The organism is Longimycelium tulufanense (assembly GCF_014645795.1).
GTDB classification, from domain to species: Bacteria; Actinomycetota; Actinomycetes; order Mycobacteriales; family Pseudonocardiaceae; genus Longimycelium; species Longimycelium tulufanense.
Window position 1 is genome coordinate 16,721 of the sequence record NZ_BMMK01000046.1, and the last position, 16,724, is coordinate 33,444.

A 16,724-nucleotide genomic window follows, 5' to 3' on the forward strand; every position below is an offset into this window, starting at 1 on the left:
ATCCGGACCGGTGACGGCAAGATCCACCCGATGTGGTGAGCTGAGGACATGGAGTTGCGCGGCCTCGTCCTGGACTACGGCGGGGTGCTGACCGACCCGGGCCCCGAACCGGCGGCCGAGCCACCGCTGCGCACCGTCCTCCGCCGGGCACGGGAACACGGCATTCGAACCGCCCTGTTGTCCAACGCCGAGCACGTCGAACCCGAGGTGTGGCCACCCTGGTGGCACGAGCTCTTCGACGTCGTGGTGCTCTCCGGCTCCGTGGGCCTGGCCAAGCCGGACCCCGACATCTACCGGTTCGCCGCGCACGGCCTGGACCTGCCACTCGAGAGCTGCGTGTTCGTGGATGACGTGGCCGGCTACGCGCGGGGCGCGGCGCAGGCGGGCATGGTGGGGGTCCACCACGTCGACGTGCCGTCGACCATCGAGGAGCTGGAAGCCCTTTTCGCGGTCGATCTGACGTGAGTCGTCCGGCTTCCCCTCGTCCGCAACCCCTTCCTGCAGGGCCTGGCGCTGGGTGCATTGGCGGGCCTGAGCATCCGTCACAGGGGATTCATCAGCCGGAGATTGGCACGGTCAACCGTCAGGGAGCAGCCGACAGGGTTCAGCTACTGCCTCAGCCAGGAAACACCATTGGCCGACGGCGCCTCGGGAGTTCTCAATACTGCCAACCCCGTTCCATCGCGGTGGGGGCCGCGACGTCCGCGGGATTGACGGCGTAGCCGACGGCGGCGACAGCGTAGGGGGCCGCGTGCCGGGAGTGATCGGCAACGGTGGGCGGTTGCGGCGGCGTGACCGGCGGCCCGAGCAACGGCGCGAGCCACAGCCTGATCGGCGTCGCGAGCGGCGGCGTGGGCGGCAAACGCGGCGGTGCGCGCCTGGCTCATCGCGATCTCACCACGCACCCAGGCTCGTCCTACCGCGACAGCTTGCCGGGGTCGATCATCTTCCGGGTGCCTCTTCTCGAAGTAGGGGAGCACATGCTCGGCGCAGTCAGCGGCCCAGAGCACCGATGATCCGTGGTCCTGCTTGCCAAGCCGCGCACCGTCTACTCCGCTCTCTGCGCCGGCTGCCCTGGCTTGACGCCTGTTCCGTGGGAACACGACCCAGACCGCGCGTCGAGCCGACACGCTCTCCCACACGCCCTCTCCCGCCGGCCCCTCATACCTCCCTGAACAGGCACGACACCACCAGTCGGGCCCACAACGCCACGCCCTGCTGACCCAAGGTGCCCTCGGTATCAGCCGTGCCGGCGGCGAACCAGGTCGAAGCACAACACCGCCGCGGCGCTGGCGACGTTCAACGACTCCACGCCACCCGCCATCGGGATGGCCAGCCACTCCGACACCTGGGCGCGTACCTCGGGACCGACCCCACCGGTTTCGCTGCCCAGCACGAACGCCGTCCTGCTCGGGAACTTGGCCGAGAACAGGGTGCGCGGTGCGTCCGCGGCCAAACCGAACAGCGGGTAACCGGCCCCGCGAAGCGTCCGCGCTGCCTCCTCCGCCGTCCCGCACCGCAGCACGGGCGCGTGAAACGCCACCCCGGCGGAAGCCTTGACCACCAAGGGATCGATCGTCGCCACGCCCCGCCGTGGCACGACGATGCCGTCGACACCGGCAGCGGTCGCGGTCCGCAGGATCATCCCCACGTTGGCGGGAGTGGTGATGCCGTCCAGCAGCAGGATGGTACGGGGAACCGGCCCGCTCTCTCCGGCCACCGCCGAGCCGAGGGTCCGCATCCGCGGCGCGACTACGTCGGCGAGCACGCCTTGGTCGTGGCGGCCGTTGCCGGCCAGGACCTTCACCCGGTGCGGGGTCGCCCGCTGGACGGCCACCCCCCGCTGCGCGGCCGCGTGCAGGATCTCCCGGGCCGCCGGTCCCCCTGCGTTGTCCGCCAGGACCACCTTGTCCACCTCAAGCGCGGTGTCAGCGAGCGCCTCCAACACGGGCTTGCGCCCGTAGACGGTGACGAAGCGGTCCTTCGGGGACGGATGGGCCTGCACCTTTGCAGGATGACACGCGGTCAGCCGGCGCCCCACGTCGCGGTGGCCCCGGTAGCGGACAAGCCCCGGGAAGGTCGAGCCCGCTCGCCGGTCAGAACGGAAAGTGATCACCATGCCACAGATTGGGGTCACTGAGTCAGGTGGTATGCCAGGATTGGTCATATGCCGGACCGCCTGTCGGCGCTGGACGCGTCGTTCCTGTATCTGGAAGACCCCACCACGCCGATGCACGTAGGCGGTGTTGCCGTGCTCCGCAGGCCCCGCTCCGGCTTCGACTACGACCGCCTGGTTTCCCTGATCGAGCAGCGCCTGGCGCTGGTGCCCCGCTACCGGCAGAAGGTCGTCCACGTCCCCGGCCGGCTCGCCCGCCCGGTGTGGGTGGACGACGCCGACTTCGACATCAGCTACCACGTACGCCGCTCGGCACTGCCCCGACCGGGCACCGAGGCCCAGCTGCGCGACCTCGTCGGCCGGCTGATGTCGCGGCCGCTGGACCAGTCGCGACCACTGTGGGAGCTGTACCTGGTCGAGGGACTGGCCAGGAGCCGGGTCGCGGTCGTCACCAAGACCCACCACGCCCTGGTCGACGGTGTCGGCGCCATCGACATCGGCCAGGTGATCCTGGACGTGTCGCCCACCTCTCGCACGGTCGGGGAGGACCTGTGGATGCCCCGACCCGAACCCGGGCCGGTGCAACTGGTGCTGGACGCCGTGGCCGAGGCGGTGCAGCAGCCTGGCGAGGTGTGGGAGAACGCCAGGGCCGCGGCCATGGACGTGACGGCGACCGTGCACAAGGTGGCCGGAGCCCTCGGCGGGATCGCCTCCGCGCTCAGCGCCGCGGCGCGCCCGGCGCCCGGCAGCCCGCTCAACGTCCCGATCTCCCCGCAGCGTCGGTACGCGGTTGCCCGCACCAAACTCGACGACTACCGCACGTTGCGCCGCGCGCACCGGTGCACGGTCAACGACGTCGTGCTGGCTGTCGTGGCCGGTGCACTGCGTAGCTGGCTGCTTTCTCGCGGTGAGGCAGTCACTTCGTCCACCACCATCCGCGCCCTGGTACCCGTGTCGGTACGGGACGCCGAGGACGAGGGCCGGCCAGCCGGTTCGGTGGGCAACAAGGTCTCTGCCCACCTGGTCGACCTGCCAGTCGGGGAGCCCAACCCGGTCGTGCGACTGCACCACGTCCGCCACGCCATGAGCGCCCACAAGGAGTCGGGCCAGGCGGTCGCGGCCAACGCCCTCGTCCGGCTGTCCGGCTTCACCCCACCTACCCTGCACGCCCTCGGCGCGCGGGCGGCCAGCTCCTTCTCCCGCCGGCTGTTCAACCTCGTGGTCACCAACGTTCCGGGTCCCCAGGTGCCGCTCTACGCGGCAGGGGCGAGGATGGTGGGGATGTTCCCGGTGGTGCCGCTGGCGAAGGGTCAGGCGCTGTCGGTGGGGGTGACCTCCTACGACGGCGGCGTCTACTTCGGACTCAACGCCGACCGGGACGGGATGTCCGATGTGGACGTCCTGGCGGCCATGGTGGAGGAGTCGTTGGAAGAGCTGATGGGGACGGTGTCGGGATGAGGGTGTACGTGCCCGCGACGGTGGCGATGCTGCGCCGGTTGGTGGCGGACGGCGAGCTGGCCGCGGTCGGCGGCACCGCGTTCGCGCTCACCCCCGCCCTGCGGGAGTCCTACGCGAGCGGGGACACCGAGGAACTGGAGTACGCCGCGATGCTCGACGCCGCTCGCGCGTCGCTGCGGCTGCTCGCGGCCGAACTGGAGACCGACGAGAAGGCGCAGGCCCGGCGCGCCGTGGTTTCCGCCGACCTGGAGGGCGTCCAGCTGCGCCCCGACCTCGACGCCGCGGTGGTGAAGCTGGCCGGCCCGGTGCCACTGCTCCGGGTGGCCGCGGTGCACCTGGACCTGGAGGCCGCCGAGCCCGCGGTGCGGGCGGCCGCGGCCGTGATCGACGCCGCCGACCTGGGCGACGAGGACGCCGAGTTCACCCTCGGCGACGCCGAGGACCACGAGCTCGCCTGGTACGCGCCGCAGGAACTGCCCTTCCTCCTGGAGCTGCTCTGATCATCCGCTCGGCCGCGACATGGCTCCCGAGCACGCTGGACGGGCAGGAGAGGCGGACAGCGGGGTAACGGGCCTTCCTGGGTTCTGCTCGTGGAGTTGGAACACCGCGGCCCTCTACGGTCGGTGCTGGGAGTCCTGGAGGTTCGGATACCAGGTAGCCGGACGCGATCGCTCCGCATGTGCCACAGGGCTCCACCGGGCCCTGACGGTTCGGCATATGCCGGGGCCCGGTGTCGTTTGGTCCCGAGCCAAATTCCTGTGCTGCTCGTGCTTCAGCGCGATCGGCCTTGGGCCTGGGGGCAATGCCACTGACCCAAGGTCGCACTGAGATCAACTAATCGCGGTGGCGTGCGGAAATCGCCAACGCTTTTGGCCTGTTTGATCGCCGAGTGAGCGGCATTGGCCAGGGGCCGGGTCTGGCCGATTCGATGTTGCTGCCTCGGTGGGTTTCGCGAGGAGCACGCGGGAGGCCGTTGCGGGGAGTGCCCCCAACCCTGACGATGGCGAGCGGGCCGGGGTAGTGCGGACGCGTGCAGCGGTGGCGCTCTGTGGGGCAAGGCGAGGGACCACGCGCCGCGAGAGCTGCTGACGACCACGGTCAGGAACGCTCGGCACTGGCGCCCTTTCCCTGCAGGCTCGGGGAAGACAATCGTCAAGTCCCTCGAGCACTCATGCCGCGAAGACAACCGCTCAGCCCACCGAACACCGATGGCGCACCGCCGCTGGCTCGTCACTAGTGGGTTCGGGAGCCCGGGAAGGGGCCAGGAGCGAACGGGCGGAAGGCTCGATCTCGGCTCCGGGAATGTTGCCGCTACGGCGTGTGCGCGTCCGGTTCCGCACCGCCGCCGGCTCTTCTGATCCTGGCGGCTGCGGCTTCGGTTCACATACCGGCGGCGGGCTCCCACAGCTCGATGCGGTTGCCCTCCGGGTCGACGCACCAGCCGAAGCGACCGAACTCGCTCTCCTCGACCTCGTCGAGCACCTCGACGCCCCTGGCACGGAGCAGGGCGAGCAGGCCGTACAGGTCGTCGACCCGGAAGTTCATCATCGCCTGCTGCTCGCGCCGGCCGAAGTAGTCGGTTTCGGCGGGGAACAGGGCCCAGGTGGTGGTGCCCGGCCGCTGCGGGGACACCCCGTTCGACCAGTGGAAGGTGACGCTGCCGTAGTCGGCGAGCGGGATGCCGAGGGCCTCGCGGTACCAGACGGTCAACGCGTCGACGTCGACCGCGCGCAGGAAGACACCCCCGATCCCTGTGATCCGCGCCATAACAGCGGAGCGTAACGGTTGATTACGACGAGCGTCGAATCGCCGGCCGGGCGGCGGGGTTGATCGGGTACCGGTCGAGTGCACGAACCGTGTCGGCGAGACGGCAAGAACGCAACAAATCGGTCCTCATGCGGGGGTGATGTGCCGCATTCCGCATGACAGGATGGGACTGAAGGGGGAAACCCGGCCACGAGTCGGGGCACCCGGTACCCGTGCAGTGCAACAAGGAGGCGAACCGCCCCATGGACGCCGTCACGTCCGTCCCGAGCCCGGCCAACGAGCCGGTCCACTCGTACGCACCTGGCACGCCCGAGCGGGAGTCGCTGCAGAAGCGGATCGCCGAGCTCGAGGCCCGCGAGCACGAGCTCACCATGACCATCGCCGGTGAGCAGCGGATGGCCGGCGGTGAGCGGTTCGACGTGGTCCAGCCGCACGACCACGGGCACGTGCTCGGCGTCTCGGCGCAGGCCACCACCGAGGACGTGGCCGCGGCGGTGCGGGCCGCCAAGGACGCGGCCGCCGACTGGGCCGCCACGCCGTTCGCGGAGCGGGCCGCGATCCTGCTGCGGGCCGCCGACCTGCTCGCCGGCCCCTGGCGCGACACGGTCAACGCGGCCACCATGCTCGGCCAGTCCAAGTCCGCGCAGCAGGCCGAGATCGACGCCGCCTGCGAGCTGATCGACTTCTTCCGGTTCAACGTCGACTACGCGCGGCGACTGCTGACCGAGCAGCCGCGCTCGGTGCCCGGCACCTGGAACCGGATGGACTTCCGCCCGCTGGACGGCTTCGTCGTGGCCATCACGCCGTTCAACTTCACCGCCATCGCCGGCAACCTGCCCACCGCCCCGGCCCTGATGGGCAACACCGTGGTGTGGAAGCCGACGCCCACCCAGCAGCTGGCCGCGCACCACACCATGCGCATGCTGGAGGCGGCCGGCATGCCGCCGGGCGTGATCAACATGGTCACCGGCGACGGCAAGGCGGTCAGCGAGGTCGCGTTGCCCGACCCGGGCCTGGCCGGCCTGCACTTCACCGGCTCCACCCGCACGTTCAAGCTGCTGTGGCGCACGATCGCCGAACACCTGGACACCTACCGGGCCTACCCGCGCATCGTCGGGGAGACCGGTGGCAAGGACTTCGTGGTCGCGCACCCGTCGGCTGACTCGGCCCCCCTCGTGACCGCCCTGGTTCGCGGTGCCTTCGAGTACCAGGGCCAGAAGTGCTCCGCGGCGTCCCGCGCCTACCTGCCGCGGTCGCTGTGGGAGGGCGGTGTGCGCGAGCAGCTGGCCGACACCGCCAAGACGATCCGCTACGGCGACGTCACCGACTTCTCCTACTTCGGCGGCGCCGTCATCGACGCGCGGGCCTTCGCCAAGCACAAGGCCGCGCTGGACCGGGCCCGCACCGAGTCCTCGCTCGAGGTGCTGGTCGGCGGCGGGTACGACGACTCGGTCGGCTACTTCGTCGAGCCCACGGTGCTGGTCGGCACCGACCCGACCGACGAGGCGTTCACCACCGAGTACTTCGGCCCGATCCTGGCCGTGCACGTCTACGAGGACGGCGACTACTCGAAGGTGCTGGACCTGGTCGACAGCAGCAGCCCGTACGCGCTGACCGGAGCCGTGTTCGCGCGTGACCGGTCCGCCGTGGAGGAGGCCCACCGCAAGCTGCGGTTCGCGGCCGGCAACTTCTACGTCAACGACAAGCCGACCGGCTCCGTGGTGAGCCAGCAGCCGTTCGGCGGCAGCCGGGCCTCGGGCACCAACGACAAGGCGGGCTCGATGTTCAACCTGCTGCGCTGGACCAGCCCGCGGGCGATCAAGGAGACGTTCGTCGCCCCGACCGACCACACCTATCCGCACATGGGCTGAGAACCAGTCAGAGTCAGCGGGGCCGTGGGCGTTGCGCGCACGGCCCCGCTGCCTTTCTGCGAGCTGCGTGAGACGTCGCTCGCGAGTCTTGCACCCAGGTGGCTGGGTTGATCGTGCCTGACGGTGTGTTGACCCTCATCGAGGGCGGCCTGTCGGCTCACCGATTGTCGCGTGCCCTGGTTTCAGGCGTCAGGAATTGGTGCTGTTTGCAGTGGTACCAGGGGGAAGGCGCGACGGACAGTCGGGCTCTCGGTTACGCCGAGGAGCAAGCAGCCAAGGAGCAAGGGACCTGCGTGCCTGAAGTAGGAATTCGCGCGTCCTACCAACACTGGCGGCCCAACAGCTCTACCACCCAGCCGAAGCGCTACGGCCCTCTCCTCCCATCATCATCCGTTGGCCTTCGGCGCCTCGTAGGTGATTTGTGGCTTGGTCCTCCAGTCAGAGCTGAGGGAACCAGTCGAGCGTCGGCACTGGGCGCTCGGGACGCCACCCCGTCGCCGCGGTAAGGCTGTCCGACACGACACGCTGTGACCGCGCGAAAATGCTGACCCGCCCCATCCGGCTGGCCAGCCAACCCGGTAGTGCACGTGCCTTGCGTACCCTTGCGGCCCTGGCGAACAACGCACCGAGTTCGCGCTTACGAACCGGATCGGCGGCGACGTTGTAGACACCGCTGGGGGCGTCCAGTGCCGCAATCGCCGCCGACGCGGCATCGTCCGGGTACACGACGGACGTCCAGCCATCGGGGTCACCGAACACCACAGGTATGCCCCGACGAGTGAGAGAAACCTGGAACCGGGTCAGCGCGTCGTCGCCCAGCAGCCGCGAGATGCGCAACCGGATGGCACTCCTGCCTGCGCCTGCGGTGGCGAAGCGCTCGGCATTGGCGTGAGCCCGCATCACGCTCTCCAACCCGGGAGGCACCGAGAGCGGAGCGTCTTCCCGCAGTTCGGCGTCCCCACCGTCGGCGTAGAGGAATGAGACGCCTTCCTGGACGAGCACACGAACGTGTTGGGAGCGCAGCGCTGCCTGCACAACGATGGCGCTCGCCTCGTTCCGGATGCGCTCGTTCTCCTGCCACTTGCGGCGCGCGCCGGAAATGCCCGAGGGGATGCGGGTGGCCAGGTTGATGACCGCTTCCTCGTGGGCGAGGTTCGCCGTCATCTGGTCGAGGTCGAACAAGTCGGCGATCACTGGCCGGGCACCGAGCCCGCGAATGACCTCCGCCCGCTCCGCGTTGCGGGCCAGCGCCCGAACCTCGTGGCCGGCGGCGAGCAACTGGCGCACCGCGGGCCTGCCCAGTACGCCGGTGCCTCCGATGACGAACACCTTCACGACCATGACCTCCTGTTCGAAGCGCTTGTCCGCTCTTCAGGAACAGGACGAGATGCCGGGGAGAAACGTGACAGGCGGTTCGGCGGTGCCGCGATGTGTTCCCAGGCGGTGCGGTCGTTGGGTGTCACCACTCTTCGGAGGGGTGCTGCGGTGCCGGACAGCAGCATCGCACCCTGCGTGACCTTCGGGCGGCAACCCTTGCCGCTATCGGGCCCGCAGGCATCCAGCTACCCGGTTTCAGCCCGACAGACCGCGGATCTCTCTGACCTCGAGTAGGTCACCTACCCACCGCTGCCCGGGTCCGGCGCTACGGTGCAGAACGCCAACTCGAGACTGCCGTCACCGACATGAGAGGCATGGTCGAGACGGCTTCACTACAGCCCCGATCTTTCGGTGGGCTCGACCGTTCATACCCAGGGTGCGTTACGCCGGGTTGGCAATCTCCTGCGAATTCGGGGGAGTGATGTTGGCCGCTGCCGCCCAGCGGTCGAAGCGCACGTCAGCGACGAACCGGTTCAGGGCAGGGAGGCCCTCGTCGCTCTTGACCCGAAGTGGCAGATTCCGGTTGTCCAACCACAGCTCGAGCCGGAGGGCACGGGCACCCGAGTCGACGACCCGTTGCAACACCTGGTTCTCTGCCCTGCGCTCCAGTGCCCTGGCCAAGTCAATGTCAATCGTGTAGTGGACAACCCCCGTGTTGTCGAGGGTTTGGCGTTCACTGCCCGCAACGTGACCGCCCGCCACGGCGAGCTCCAGCGCTCGTCGCGGATCGACGGTCACCCGCAGCGCGTGTGCCACTTGGGCGGCGTACTGCTGGAACTCGTCGCCCGACGCCGGATCGAGGCGCACCCACGGCCGGTTCGCGGGTGTCACGGCGGGCGGTGGGCGCAGATAGCCCTTCCCTTCCACGATGACCAAGCGGGTCCGTTCCGGGCCGCTGTCCTGGGAGGCACGTCGTTCGAGGGCGACATCGAGATCCGTCTGAGCGGTGTCGAACCGGGCCGTCCCTTGTACCCCCGCTTGTCCCCCGACATCGGTGGCATCGCCGCTGACCCGCGCCGACCCCTGTTCGCGCAAGGCCCGGGTCACCGCGTCCGCCAACGGCTCGAGGTTGTGCTCGACGGGCGGCGGGGAGGGCTCGGGTTGCCTGCCCGCCCCGTCCTCGGTCGGCTGGTCACCGCATCCCGCGATCAGAACCGCGGCCAGGAGCACGCCCCACCCGGCTCGCACCATGGGCCCGCCTCCTCTCCGACCCTGTTGGCGAGCTGGCGGTGAGCTCCTGTGGTCTCAGCACGAGCCGGGCCACAGGCCCGGGCCCACCTTGCTCCGCGACCGCGATCGGTCCTTCGCCAACAGCGTGTCTTTCCCCGGCGGCCCCCTCGAGGGAGAAGCTACCCCGGTGCGGCGTCGATCACTCCTGCTCGTCGCCGATGCCGGCGTGGGAAGCCAACAGGCGGCGCAACGATTCCAGGCGTCGTGTCGTGGCGTGCCCCTCGGCGACCCACGTGTCCAGCGCACAGTCCGGGTCCTCGGGCGCACCGAGATGCCCGCAGTTCGGTGGGCATCCCTCGGCACCCTCCGCCAGGTCGGGGAAGGCAGCCACCAGATCGTCCGGGGTGACGTGGGCCAGGCCGAACGAACGGATGCCCGGGGTGTCCACCACCCAGCCACCGTCCGGCAAGGGCAACGGCAACGCCACCGCCGAGGTCGAGGTGTGCCGGCCCTTGCCCACCGCGCTCACCTCGGCGGTGGCCCGCTCGGCCGCCGGCACCAGCCGGTTCACCAGCGTGGACTTGCCCACCCCGGAGTGCCCCACCAGCGCGGACACCCGCCCGGCCAGCCGTTCCCGCAGCTCCTCCGGCGGCGCGTCGATCCGCGTCACCACGATCGGGAAGGCCAGGTCGGCATAGCTTTCCCGCACGCCGTCCGCGCTGGCCAGATCCGCCTTGGTCAGGCACAGCACCGGGCTGAGCCCGCCCGCGTACGCAGCCACCAGGCACCGGTCGATGAAACCGGTCCGCGGGGGCGGGTCGGCCAGCGAGGTGACGATGACCAGCTGCTCGGCGTTCGCGACCACCACCCGCTCGTACGGGTCGGTGTCGTCGGCGGTGCGGCGCAGCACGCTGGCCCGCTCGGCGATCCGCACGATCCGGGCGAGCGTGTCCGGCCGCCCGGACACGTCACCGACCAGACCCACCTGATCGCCGATCACCACCGACTTGCGACCCAGCTCCCGCGCCCGCATCGCGGTGACCCGGTGGTCCGGGTCGCCACCGAGGGCACAGGTGTAACGGCCCCGGTCCACGCCGACCACCATCGCCGCGGCCGCGTCCGCGTGCTCCGGGCGTCGCTTGCTGCGCGGCCGCGAGCCGCGCCGCCCGGGCCGCACCCGTACGTCCGACTCGTCCAGCTCCCGCCAGCTGCGTCGGCTCACGGGCCCTCCGCGCCGAGCATGGCTGTCCACCTCGCCGGAAAGTCCGGGATCGTCTTGCTCGTCGCGCCGATGTCGTCGACCTCGACACCGGGCACCACCAGCCCGACGATCGCCCCCGCGGTGGCCATCCGGTGGTCGGCGTAGGCACGCCAACCACCGGCCCGGAGCGGCCGCGGCCGGACCACCAGGCCGTCCGCGGTCTCGGCGACGTCCCCGCCCAGGCCATTGACCTCCGCGGCCAACGCCGCCAGCCGGTCCGTCTCGTGCCCCCGCAGGTGCGCGATGCCGCGTAGCCGGGACGGCCCGTCCGCCAGCGCGGCCAGCGCCGCCACCGTCGGCGTCAGCTCACCCACGTCGTGCAGGTCGACGTCCAGCCCGGCCAGCCGCTCCGGCCCGCGCACGGTCAACCCACGCTCGTCCCGCTCCACGACACAGCCCATGTCGGCCAGGATCCCCCGGATGGCATCCCCCGCCTGGGTGGTCGTGGTCGGCCAGCCGGGCACCGTGACCTCGCCGCCGGTGACCGCCGCGGCGGCCAGGAACGGGGTCGCGTTGGACAGGTCGGGCTCGATGTCCCAGTCCCTGGCCTTGACCGGACCCGGCGCCACCCGCCACGTGTTCGGCTCGCCGTCGTCGACCTCGACACCCTGCGCCCGCAACATCTCCACGGTCATCTCGATGTGCGGCAGCGAGGGCAGCGCGCCCCCCTCATGCCGCACCACGAGCCCCCGTTCGAACCGGGCCCCCGACAACAGCAGCCCCGACACGAACTGCGAGGACGCCGACGCGTCGATCGCGACCTCACCGCCCGGCAACCCACCACGCCCGTGCAGCGTGAACGGCAGCCGGTCGCCGTCGACCTCGGCGCCGAGCGCCCGCAGGGCGTCCAGCACCGTGCTCATCGGGCGCTCCCGGGCCCGGGCGTCCCCGTCGAACCGCATCGTCCCCTCAGCCAGCGCCGCGGCCGGCGGCACGAACCGCATCACCGTGCCGGCCAGGCCGCAGTCAACCTCGGCCGGGCCCCGCAGCGGCCCCGGCGCCACCGACCACGCCCCGGCCGGGCCGTCGGCCACTCCCACCCCGAGCGTGCGCAACGCCCGCGCCATCAACTCGGTGTCCCGGCTGCGCAACGGGGTGCGCAGCACCGCGGGACCGTCGGCAAGCGCCGCCAGGAGCAGGGCCCGGTTCGTGATCGACTTCGACCCGGGCACCCGCACCACGGCGCGTACCGGACCGTCGGCGGTAGGGGCAGGCCACGGCTGTGTCATAGCACCGATGATCCCGCACGTTTCCGACGGCCCTCGCGTCGGCCCGCACGACGTGCCACGATGCCAGTACAGGGCCAGCCGCGGACTGGTCGACCCGAGCTGACGAGGGGTGGTCGCTGATGTGCGGCAGGTACGCCGCCACCAAGGATCCTGCCCAGCTTGCCGCCGAGTTCGACGCCCTGGACATGACCGGTGACACCGCGCCCGGTCCCGACCACAACGTGGCCCCGACCAAGCCGGTGCTGGCCGTCGTGGAGCGCCACCCCAGGGAACCCGGCGGCGAACCCGACCCGACCAGGACCGAGCGCACCATCCGGGTCATGCGGTGGGGGCTGGTTCCGGCCTGGGCCAAGGACCCGTCGATCGGCTCCCGCATGATCAACGCCCGGTCCGAGACCGCGGCCGAGAAACCCGCCTACCGCACCTCCCTGGCCCGCCGCCGCTGTCTGCTGCCGGCCGACGGCTGGTACGAGTGGAAGCGCGAGGGCGACACCCGCCAGCCCTACTACGTCACCAGCGAGGACAATGCCAGCCTGGCACTGGCCGGCATCTGGACCACCTGGCGGCCCACCGACCTGGCCGAGGACGCCCCGCCGCTGGTCACCTGCGCCGTACTGACCACCGACTCGGTCGGCGAGCTGGCCGACATCCACGAGCGGATGCCCGTCATGCTGCCGGCACCGGCGTGGGCCTCCTGGCTCGACCCGGACCGCACGGACGTCGCGGACCTGCTGGCCGCCCCCGACGAGGAGCTGCACCACAGCCTCGAACTCCGCCCGGTCTCCACGGCCGTGAACAACGTGCGCAACAACGGCCCCCAGCTCGTCGCCCGGGTCGACCCGGACGCCGAGCCCGCCCCCGCCCTGGACTCCGCGGGCCAGCGTCGGCTGCGCCCGGTGCCGGACCCGCCGGAGCTGGCCCTGTTCGACTGCCCATGAGCCGGCAGGAGATCCCCACCCCGCACGGCCCGGCCCGGGTCGAGCTGCACTGCGCACCCGAGGGACGGGCCGCCCTGCTGCTCGGCCACGGCGCCGGCGGCGGGATCGAGGCACCCGACCTGGTCGCGGCGGCCCGGGCCGCCTGCAGCGTCGGTGTGCACGTCGCCCTCGTCGAGCAGCCGTACCGGGTCGCCGGGCGCCGCGCCCCCGCCCCGGCCAAGCAGCTCGACACCGCCTGGCTGGCGGTCGCCGACACGCTCGGCGCGGGCATCTTCGACGACCTGCCGCTGGTGTTCGGCGGTCGTTCCTCGGGAGCACGCGTCGCCTGCCGCACGGCCACGCTCGGCCAGGCCGTCGCCGTGCTGTGCCTGGCCTTCCCCGTGCACCCACCGGGCCGTCCGGAGAAACACCGGCTCGACGAGCTCCACGCGGTCGACGCGCCGGTCCTGGTGGTGCAGGGGGAGCGCGACCCGTTCGGCCGGCCGGAAGCGGCCCATCACCGCGAGGTCGTGCTCCTCGCCGGTGACCACTCGCTGAAGGCGGACCCGGACGGCATTACCCGCGCCGTCAGCGAATGGTTGGACCGCGTCCTGCGCCCGCTCGACTGACGATCGTCTGGTCGACGACCCGGTGGACGAGCGTGACCGCGGTTCAGGGCGTAGGTCGGGACGCTGCCGCGCACGTTGCCCTGGCCGGTCTGTTCGTAACGCCTCACCTCCTCACCGAAAGCGTTGTGGACAGGAAAGTCCGGACTGGACGTGACATGTCACTGAGAGATCGCACCGCCGCCCCGGCAATCACCACAAAGATGGGCGGCCCGTTCTCGAACCGAGTCGAGAGATCCGAACCGGCTCGGCCGAAGCCGGCTCGCCCCGGGGCGGCTACCACCGCCCCCATCCCGATCGCCGCAAACCCAGCGACGACCACGCCCATCATGCCCCAACTCGAACGCGCGTTCGAGAGTCTGCGCACCGAACCACCCGGACCAGTGATCAACTGACCCGTTGGGCTTCCTTGCCCGGACCCGAGCCAGAAAAACGCGGGCGAGGGAGACCGAACCGCTTGTAGCGTTCCCGACCAAGAGCCCGCACGAAGTGCGCCAGCAGCGGCGACGTACTGGGGGAGGGTCGCCGGCAGGTCGTGACGGAGAAGGTACGAAGCCTGGATCGTCCGAACACAGGTGCATCACGGGCATGATGTGCAACGCAACGCCCCATACCGGCTACAGGGATTCGGGCGACATCGCGACTTGCGAGAGCGCAGGCCCGGCGCAACTCGGCCTCCAGTGCGCTGTCGCGGCGCCGCTGCATCGCTTCGCCAACAGTGTCCGGCTGCACGAAGATCAGGGGCCTTGGCTGTCGACGTTGAGGTGGGGTTTCCGGAATGGCGGGTAAGGGCACACCAGCGACGGCGCTGCTGGCGAAGCAGCGCATCCCGCATGAGCTACACGCATACGAGCACGACTCCCGAAGCGACTCCTACGGCCTCGAGGCAGCCGAGGTGCTCGGGCTGCCGCCGGAGCGGGTGTTCAAGACCCTGGTGGCCGAGGTGGACGGGCTGCTGACGGTGGGTGTGGTGCCGGTGGCCCAGCAGCTCGACCTCAAGGCACTGGCTGCCGCGGTGGGTGGCAAGAAGGCACGAATGGCGCCCGTGGCGGACGCCGAGCGCGCCACCGGCTACGTGGCCGGCGGGATCTCCCCGCTGGGCCAGAAAAAGCGGCTTCCCATGGTGGTAGACGCCACGGCAGAGAACCACTCCACGATCTACTGCAGCGCTGGCCGGCGTGGGCTCGAGGTGGAACTGTCGCCGGCGGAGCTGATCCGGCTGACCGGAGCGGTGGTCGCGCCCATCGCGGGATGAATTCCAGCGCAATGCCATGCCACTGACCCGGAGCCGAACCACGATCAACGAGTCGGCACCCGGGCGGCTCCAGCGGGGGTGCCGCCGTGGCCAGATCATCGCCCCGTTGGCCCTGGGCACCAACGGCGGCGGATCGGTACGGACTCCCGGGCGGCTTCACCGGGACCTTCGTGTAGGAGCCCACCCACTGCCGGGTCTCGCACCGGTGGGTGCGAAAAGGCAGACGCTCCTGCCGTGTGATCGCTGAACAAGCGGGGGCCCACGGACAGCGTCGGTGCAGCTCAACCCACCCGACCAGGGAGGCCATGCACGTCCGGCGACCGGAAGACCGCAGCGCGTCGTCGCCGGCGCACGCGCGGCGGCGACGAACACCACACCACGGGAATGCTGCAGCACACCACGGCGTTCTCAGCGGACGTGGTAACCGACCTTCCCCAGACCGCGCTGCCCGAGCAGGCCGGCGAGGCCGCCGAGCGTCGTCCCACCACACGGCCACCTCGGCGTTCAGCGCCGTGCCGCCCGGGGGAGCGCCGCGTATCCTCGGCGGCGACCCATGCGCCGGCAGCCATGGGAACGTCGCCAGGAGCCGCCGTCCCACGCGGCCGGCGGGAAGGGAGCCAGGTGCCAGGCACCCCTGACGTGGACTCGACGCAGCGTGCGGAGGAGTCGGCCAGCGAGCGCGCCGCCCGCTTCGAGCGGGAGGCCATGCCACTGCTCGACCAGCTCTACGCGGCCGCGCTCCGGATGACCCGCAACCCCGCCGACGCCGAGGACTTGGTGCAGGAGACCTACCTGAAGGCCTACGCGGCGTTCAACTCCTTCACCGAGGGCACCAACATCAAGGCGTGGCTGTACCGGATCCTCACCAACACCTACATCAACGGCTACCGCCGCCGGCAGCGCCAGCCGCAGCAGCAGCCCACCGAGGAGATCACGGACTGGCAGCTCGCCCAGGCCGAGAGCCACACCTCGACCGGCCTGCGCTCGGCCGAGGTGGAGGCGCTGGACCGGCTGCCGGACAACGCCGTGAAGGACGCCCTGCAGCGGCTCCCCGAGGACTTCCGGATGGCGGTCTACCTCGCCGATGTCGAGGGTTTCGCGTACAAGGAGATCGCCGAGATCATGGGCACCCCGATCGGCACCGTGATGTCGCGGTTGCACCGGGGCCGGCGCCAGCTCCGGGAGATGCTCACCGACGTCGCCCGCGAGCGTGGGTTCCTGCGCAGCGACGAGCGGGAGGTGACGGGGTCGTGAGCTGCGGGAAGCCCCATGAGACACCGTGCAACGAGGTGCTGGCCGAGGTATGGCTCTTCCTGGACCAGGAGTGTGACCAGCGGCGCCGGCAGAAGCTGGAGCAGCACCTCGACGAGTGCGGCCATTGCCTCGAGCAGTACGGGATCGAGGAGCAGATCAAGATCCTGCTCGCCCGCAAGTGTGGTGGCGACCATGCCCCCGACGCGTTGAAACAGCGCCTACGCGACTCGATCCGCCGGACGGTGCTGGAGCAGGCCGAGGTGACGGTGGAGTACCACCCCGAGGGCGGCTCCTCGGTGGAGATCCGGTCCCGCCGGATGGAGCTCACCGAGGACTAGCTGTTCTGTCCCGTGAGGTTGGGGATGCGGTGGGCGGGTGGGCCGCCGATCGCGGTGTGGTGGCGGTGATGGTTGTAGGTGTGCA

General features: G+C 70.8%; 16 protein-coding genes. 9 read left to right on the plus strand and 7 right to left on the minus strand.

What is annotated here, in order from left to right:
* The first annotated feature begins 48 nt into the window (after positions 1 to 48).
* The gene (locus IEY55_RS28360) at positions 49 to 465 is read left to right on the plus strand and encodes an HAD-IA family hydrolase (protein ID WP_189061640.1); all 417 of its coding nucleotides are present in this window, start codon (positions 49 to 51) and stop codon (positions 463 to 465) included.
* Between the two features lie 143 nt (positions 466 to 608).
* On the opposite strand, the gene IEY55_RS33135 is transcribed toward IEY55_RS28360, so the two are convergent.
* Entirely contained in the window at positions 609 to 1,340 is a 732-nt protein-coding gene (locus IEY55_RS33135) for a putative immunity protein (protein WP_373290075.1), read from the minus strand.
* Positions 1,241 to 2,005 carry a TrmH family RNA methyltransferase gene (locus IEY55_RS28370; protein ID WP_229686841.1) on the minus strand — a complete coding sequence of 255 codons (765 nt, stop codon included), beginning with the start codon at positions 2,003 to 2,005 and terminating at the stop codon, positions 1,241 to 1,243. The genes IEY55_RS33135 and IEY55_RS28370 overlap by 100 nt, the downstream gene beginning before the upstream one ends.
* A gap of 162 nt (positions 2,006 to 2,167) precedes the next feature.
* Here IEY55_RS28370 and IEY55_RS28375 point away from each other — a divergent pair, with 162 nt between their 5' ends.
* Both IEY55_RS28375 and IEY55_RS28380 read left to right on the plus strand, forming a co-directional pair.
* Positions 2,168 to 3,574, plus strand: coding sequence for a WS/DGAT/MGAT family O-acyltransferase (locus IEY55_RS28375; protein WP_189061642.1), 1,407 nt, complete (start codon positions 2,168 to 2,170; stop codon positions 3,572 to 3,574).
* The gene (locus IEY55_RS28380) at positions 3,571 to 4,074 is read left to right on the plus strand and encodes a DUF6912 family protein (protein WP_189061643.1); all 504 of its coding nucleotides are present in this window, start codon (positions 3,571 to 3,573) and stop codon (positions 4,072 to 4,074) included. Before IEY55_RS28375 ends, IEY55_RS28380 begins: the two co-directional genes overlap by 4 nt.
* 880 nt (positions 4,075 to 4,954) lie before the next feature.
* Here the strand turns inward: IEY55_RS28380 and IEY55_RS28385 are convergent.
* Positions 4,955 to 5,341, minus strand: coding sequence for a VOC family protein (locus IEY55_RS28385; protein ID WP_189061644.1), 387 nt, complete (start codon positions 5,339 to 5,341; stop codon positions 4,955 to 4,957).
* 242 nt (positions 5,342 to 5,583) lie between these two features.
* Between IEY55_RS28385 and pruA the strand changes: the two genes are divergently transcribed.
* On the plus strand, positions 5,584 to 7,212 hold the full coding sequence (gene pruA, locus IEY55_RS28390; RefSeq protein ID WP_189061645.1) for an L-glutamate gamma-semialdehyde dehydrogenase: 1,629 nt from the start codon (positions 5,584 to 5,586) through the stop codon (positions 7,210 to 7,212).
* 438 nt (positions 7,213 to 7,650) lie between these two features.
* Here pruA and IEY55_RS28395 read toward each other — a convergent pair whose 3' ends face one another.
* The 4 genes from IEY55_RS28395 to aroA all read right to left on the minus strand — a co-directional run bounded on the left by IEY55_RS28395 (position 7,651) and on the right by aroA (position 12,249).
* Positions 7,651 to 8,553, minus strand: coding sequence for an NAD-dependent epimerase/dehydratase family protein (locus IEY55_RS28395; protein WP_229686842.1), 903 nt, complete (start codon positions 8,551 to 8,553; stop codon positions 7,651 to 7,653).
* A gap of 417 nt (positions 8,554 to 8,970) precedes the next feature.
* The gene (locus tag IEY55_RS28400) at positions 8,971 to 9,780 is read right to left on the minus strand and encodes an SCO4651 family lipoprotein (protein WP_189061646.1); all 810 of its coding nucleotides are present in this window, start codon (positions 9,778 to 9,780) and stop codon (positions 8,971 to 8,973) included.
* A gap of 178 nt (positions 9,781 to 9,958) precedes the next feature.
* Positions 9,959 to 10,981, minus strand: a complete 1,023-nt coding sequence (gene rsgA / locus IEY55_RS28405) for a ribosome small subunit-dependent GTPase A (RefSeq protein ID WP_189061647.1) — start codon at positions 10,979 to 10,981, stop codon at positions 9,959 to 9,961.
* Positions 10,978 to 12,249, minus strand: coding sequence for a 3-phosphoshikimate 1-carboxyvinyltransferase (aroA, locus tag IEY55_RS28410; protein ID WP_189061648.1), 1,272 nt, complete (start codon positions 12,247 to 12,249; stop codon positions 10,978 to 10,980). The genes rsgA and aroA overlap by 4 nt, the downstream gene beginning before the upstream one ends.
* Positions 12,250 to 12,368: 119 nt before the next feature.
* Between aroA and IEY55_RS28415 the strand changes: the two genes are divergently transcribed.
* From IEY55_RS28415 to rsrA, 5 genes are all read left to right on the plus strand, one after another.
* Positions 12,369 to 13,187 carry an SOS response-associated peptidase gene (locus IEY55_RS28415; RefSeq protein WP_189061649.1) on the plus strand — a complete coding sequence of 273 codons (819 nt, stop codon included), beginning with the start codon at positions 12,369 to 12,371 and terminating at the stop codon, positions 13,185 to 13,187.
* Entirely contained in the window at positions 13,184 to 13,795 is a 612-nt protein-coding gene (locus IEY55_RS28420; RefSeq protein WP_189061650.1) for an alpha/beta hydrolase family protein, read from the plus strand. Before IEY55_RS28415 ends, IEY55_RS28420 begins: the two co-directional genes overlap by 4 nt.
* 775 nt (positions 13,796 to 14,570) lie before the next feature.
* Positions 14,571 to 15,047 (plus strand): Cys-tRNA(Pro) deacylase, encoded by a 477-nt coding sequence (ybaK, locus tag IEY55_RS28425; RefSeq protein WP_189061651.1) that lies wholly within the window; start codon positions 14,571 to 14,573, stop codon positions 15,045 to 15,047.
* A 567-nt stretch (positions 15,048 to 15,614) separates the two neighbouring features.
* Positions 15,615 to 16,301 carry a sigma-70 family RNA polymerase sigma factor gene (locus tag IEY55_RS28430; RefSeq protein ID WP_189061658.1) on the plus strand — a complete coding sequence of 229 codons (687 nt, stop codon included), beginning with the start codon at positions 15,615 to 15,617 and terminating at the stop codon, positions 16,299 to 16,301.
* Positions 16,298 to 16,639 (plus strand): mycothiol system anti-sigma-R factor, encoded by a 342-nt coding sequence (gene rsrA, locus IEY55_RS28435; protein ID WP_189061652.1) that lies wholly within the window; start codon positions 16,298 to 16,300, stop codon positions 16,637 to 16,639. The genes IEY55_RS28430 and rsrA overlap by 4 nt, the downstream gene beginning before the upstream one ends.
* The last annotated feature ends 85 nt before the right edge of the window (positions 16,640 to 16,724 follow it).